General features: G+C 70.9%; 4 protein-coding genes. 2 read left to right on the top strand and 2 right to left on the bottom strand.

Annotated elements, in window-relative coordinates:
• A partial coding sequence (locus tag HII36_RS53405; protein ID WP_173531064.1) for an ABC transporter ATP-binding protein occupies nt 1-692 on the bottom strand: 692 nt, incomplete at its 3' end.
• Nucleotides 693-873: 181 nt separating this feature from the next.
• Here HII36_RS53405 and HII36_RS53400 point away from each other — a divergent pair.
• Nucleotides 874-2,376 carry a sensor histidine kinase gene (locus HII36_RS53400; RefSeq protein WP_328808309.1) on the top strand — a complete coding sequence of 501 codons (1,503 nt, stop codon included), beginning with the start codon at nt 874-876 and terminating at the stop codon, nt 2,374-2,376.
• Nucleotides 2,373-3,023 (top strand): response regulator, encoded by a 651-nt coding sequence (locus tag HII36_RS53395; RefSeq protein ID WP_173531063.1) that lies wholly within the window; start codon nt 2,373-2,375, stop codon nt 3,021-3,023. Before HII36_RS53400 ends, HII36_RS53395 begins: the two co-directional genes overlap by 4 nt.
• A gap of 793 nt (nt 3,024-3,816) precedes the next feature.
• Here the strand turns inward: HII36_RS53395 and HII36_RS53390 are convergent.
• A partial coding sequence (locus HII36_RS53390; protein ID WP_456238041.1) for a DNA-directed RNA polymerase subunit beta occupies nt 3,817-4,685 on the bottom strand: 869 nt, incomplete at its 5' end.

Here is a 4,685-nt window from a genome sequence, read left to right as displayed (position 1 = left end):
GCCGTCTCCGGAGTGCGGACCCGCACTGTGGTCTCGGTCGCTCGCGACACGAACTCCGCCGCCCCGCCCTGCGAGATCAACCGCCCCCGCCCGATGACGATCAGATCGTGCGCGGTGAGCGCCATCTCCGACAGCAGATGACTGGACACCAGCACGGTGCGTCCCTCGGCGGCCAGTCGCCGCATCAGCCCGCGGATCCACCGCACGCCCTCCGGATCGAGCCCGTTCACCGGCTCGTCGAACAGCAGCACCTCCGGATCGCCCAGCAACGCGCCGGCGATGCCGAGGCGTTGCGCCATGCCCAGCGAGAAGCCGCCCGCGCGCCGGTCGGCGACCGCGCCGAGCCCGACTTCCTCGAGCACCTCGTCGGCCCGCCGCGCCGGAATGTCGTTGGACCTGGCCAGCCAGCGCAGATGCGCCCGCGCCGACCGGTTCGGATGCACCCAGCCGGCGTCCAGTAACGCCCCTGCGGTTCGCAGGGGATGGCGCAGGTCCCGGTACCGGCGGCCGGCGACGAGGGCGTGCCCGGCCGTCGGGTTGTCCAGGCCCAGGATCATGCGCATCGTGGTGGATTTGCCCGCTCCGTTCGGGCCGAGGAAGCCGGTCACGCGTCCCGGCGGGACGCTGAAGGACAGGCCGTCGACCGCGACCGCGCGCCCGTACCTCTTGGTGAGGCCCATCGCCTCGATCACGCGGCCTCCCCACGGGTGCGACGTCGTGTTCTCGTGTGCATGGCCAGCACTTTGCCGCCGGACGGCCGCGGGCGCCTCGTCCAGGAGTCGATGTGGACGGACGGCGCCTGCAACTTTCGTAGGGGGTCGCCGAGCCGAACGGACCGGCTCGGCACGGCCTGCCCGGCCATACGCTCTTGATGTGGAAAGGACGTCGCTCGAACGCCGGGTGCTCGGCGAGCTGGCCAGGGCCGTCGATCGCGCCGCGCCCTGGGTCGTCGGCCCGGTGGTGGCCGTGTTGTCCATCGTGCTGCCTGTCGACGGCCAGGCCGATGCCTTGGCAGACCCGTGGCGGGCGCTGTTCGCCGTGGCCTGTGGAGTGGCGGCGTGGGCCGGTCGCTGGCACCGATGGCCGCTGATCGTGCTGGGCGCGGCGGCATGCGTGCTGTTCGGGCAGTGGCACGTCCTGGCCGCGGCGACCTACTACATGGTGACAGCCGCGACCCGGCGACGGTTCGTCCCGGTCTACATCGCGGCGGCAACGGCGCTGGTCGCCGCGCGGCCGCTGCTGACCTCCACGCACGGCGGCGGCTGGTCGGCCCAGGACATGGGCGCCGATCTCATCTGGGCGATTGTGTTACCGCTGGTCGCGGGCTTGTGGGTGGGAGCGCGGCGGCAGGTGCTCGCCGGGCTGCGCGAGCGTGCCGAGCGGCTGGAACGCGAGCAGTCGGCCAGGGCCGAGCAGGCCAGGGCGCAGGAACGCACGCGTATCGCGCGGGAGATGCACGACGTCGTGGCACACCGCGTGTCGCTGATCGTGCTGCACGCCGGCGCGCTTGAGGTCAGCGTCCCCGACGAGCGCACGGCCGCCGAGATCGCGAACATCCGCGCCACCGGCAGGGAGGCGCTGGCCAACCTGCGCGAGGTGCTGGGCGTGTTGCGCACCGTCGAGCCGCTCGACGGGCACGCGCCGCCTCCGTCGCTGGCCGACCTCGACCGGCTGCTCGGCCAGTCCACGTCGGCCGGGCTGCGGGTGCGCCGGCGCGACGAGGGCGAGCCCAGGCCGGTGTCCGAGGCCGCGCAGCGCGCCGCCTACCGGGTGGTGCAGGAGGCGCTCACCAACGTGCACAAACACGTGGGGGAGTGCGACGTCGAGGTGGTCCTGCGTTACCGCCCCGACGAGTTGGAGGTGGTCGTCGACAACGGGCCGCCGGCCGGGCCTCGTCCGGCGGACTCCCTGCCCGGGGGCGGCCTCGGGCTGCTCGGCCTGCGCGAACGGGTCTCGCTGCTCGGCGGCACGCTGCGCACCGGCCGCCGCCCGGGAGGCGGCTTCACCGTCACCGCCCGACTGCCCGCCGAACCGGTTCAGGAGTCGTACGGGGAGTCGGTCCAAGAGTCGTACGGAGGCCTGGTCGGGGAGTCGGTCCAGGAGGCGCTCGGGGAAGTGGCCGAGGAGCCGGTTGAGGAGTCGTGCGGCGAGCGGGTGGGGGAGGAGTTCGGGATCTCGGTCGGGCGGCCCGTCGGGAAATCGGTTGGGGAACCGGTTGGGGCGTCGTTCGGGGCGTCGGTTAGAGGGCCCGCTGGGGTATCGGACGGGGAGCCGGTTGAGGAGCCCGTGGGGGTGCGCATTGGAGACCCAATTGGAGGCCCAGTTGGGGTGCCCGTTGGGAAATCGGTTGGGGAGCCCGTCGAGGAGTCGGTGTGATCAGGGTTCTGGTCGCCGATGACGAGCGGATGGTGCGTTCCTGGCTGCGGATGATGCTGGAGTCGTCCGGTGACATCTCCGTCGTCGCCGAGGCGAGCGACGGGGACGAGGCGGTCGCCGCGGCGAGCCGATGCCGTCCCGACGTCGTGCTCATGGACGTGCGGATGCCGGGCACCGACGGCCTGGCCGCCGCCGCGCGCATCGCCACCTCGCCCGGCGCGCCGAAGGTCGTCATGCTCACCACGTTCGACCTCGACGAATACGTGCACGAGGCGCTCCGCGCGGGCGCGGTCGGCTTCCTGTTGAAGGACATCCCGCCCGGCGACCTGGTCAACGCCGTCCGTACGGTGTCGGCCGGGAACGCCATGCTCGCCCCCAGCGTGACCAGGCGGCTCATCAGCGCCTTCGCCGAGCGGAACGACCCTCCGAGGCCCGCGGCCGCCCGCCGGTTGCTCGACACGCTGACCGACCGCGAGCACGAGGTGGTGCTGGCGGTCGCCCGCGGGCTGTCCAACCGGCAGATCGGGCGCGAGCTGTCGATGTCGGAGACGACCGTCAAGGCACATGTCAGCCGGGCGCTGGCCAAACTGCGCCTGGGCAACCGGGTGCAGGCGGCGATCCTGGTCCACGAGGCCGGGCTCCTATGACCCACCGTCACTCCATCGGGCCGCTGCCGGCTCTCCGCCCACTCCGCCGGATGCCGAGCCGGTTCGCCGTCACCCCATTGGGCTGCTGTGGGTTCTCCGTCGCTCCGCCCGGTTGTCGAGCCGGTTCGCCGTCACCCCATTGGGCTGCTGTGGGTTCTCCGTCGCTCCGCCCGGTTGTCGAGCCGACCCGCCGTCATCCCGTTGGGCTGTTGTGGCTGGCTGCCAGGCTGTCGGCGGTTGTGGTGACCTGCCAGCATCTTGTCGGGTTATTGTGTCGGTTTGTCGTCACTTCGCTGGGTTGTGGTCGGCTATCGGCGCTGTCGCGCGGTAGTGGTGACGTGCCGGCATCTTGTCGGCTTGTCGTCACGTTGCCGCGCTATGGTCGGCTGCCGACGCTGTCAGGCAGTTGCGGCGATCCGTCGGTGTCTCGTCGGGTTGTTGTGGTGGCCCGCCGTCATCCCGTTGGGCTGTTGTGGTCGGCGGCCATGCCCAGGGCGGTTGTGGCGACCCGTCAACGTCACGCCAGGGTGTTGTGTCGGCTTGTCGTCGCTTCGTTGGGTTGTTGTGGTCGGCTGCCGGTGCTGTCGGGCGTTTGTGGCGGCTCGTCGACTTCTTGCCGGATTGTGGTGCCGGCCCGTCGGCACCACCGCCGAGTTCGCGCGGCCCGCTCACGCCCGGCCAGGCGTCCGTGTCAGCCCCCGACACCCCGCCAGGTTGCTGTGACGAGCCGCTCAACTGCTCTGACGACCCCTCGGCGCCCACCCCGCACTCGGAGCACCGTCGACGGGCACGCTCAGATGTCGTCGACGCGCATCACCCCCTCGTTCGGCCGTCGCGACAGGTCGATGCCGAGTTCTTCGGCGGCGCGGAAGGCGTCCTCGTCGGTGTCGCGCAGTTCGATGGACGCGCCGTCGCTGGAGAGCACCTCGACGTTCAGGCACAGCGACTGCATTTCCTTGATCAGCACCTTGAACGACTCGGGAATCCCGGGCTCCGGAACGTTCTCGCCCTTCACGATCGCCTCGTAGACCTTCACCCGGCCCACCACGTCGTCGGACTTGATCGTCAACTGTTCCTGGAGGGCGTAGGCGGCGCCGTACGCCTCCAGGGCCCAGACCTCCATCTCACCGAAGCGCTGGCCACCGAACTGGGCCTTACCGCCGAGCGGCTGCTGGGTGATCATCGAGTACGGGCCGGTCGAACGCGCGTGAATCTTGTCGTCGACCAGGTGGAGCAGCTTGAGGATGTAGATGTAGCCGACCGCCACCGGATACGGGAACGGCTCCCCGCTGCGTCCGTCGAACAGCCGGGCCTTGCCGCTCTTCTCGACCAGCCGATCCCCGTCGCGGTTCGGGATCGTGCTGCCGAGCAGTCCGATGATCTCCTCCTCGTGGGCGCCGTCGAAGACCGGGGTGGCCATGTTGGTGCGCGGCTCGACCGTCTCGAAGCCCTTGTCGCGCAGCCGCTCGGCCCATGCCTCCTGGACGCCGGAGATGTCCCAGCCGCGGGCCGCGATCCAGCCCTGGTGGGTCTCGAGGACCTGGCCCACGTTCATCCGGCCGGGCACGCCCAGCGGGTTGAGGATGATGTCGACCGGGGTGCCGTCCTCCAGGAACGGCATGTCCTCGACCGGGAGGATCTTGGAGATGACGCCCTTGTTGC

Source organism: Nonomuraea antri (assembly GCF_013283785.1).
GTDB classification, from domain to species: domain Bacteria; phylum Actinomycetota; class Actinomycetes; order Streptosporangiales; family Streptosporangiaceae; genus Nonomuraea; species Nonomuraea antri.
Note: the sequence above shows the minus strand (reverse complement) of the source record. Positions and strands in the feature narration are given on the sequence as shown.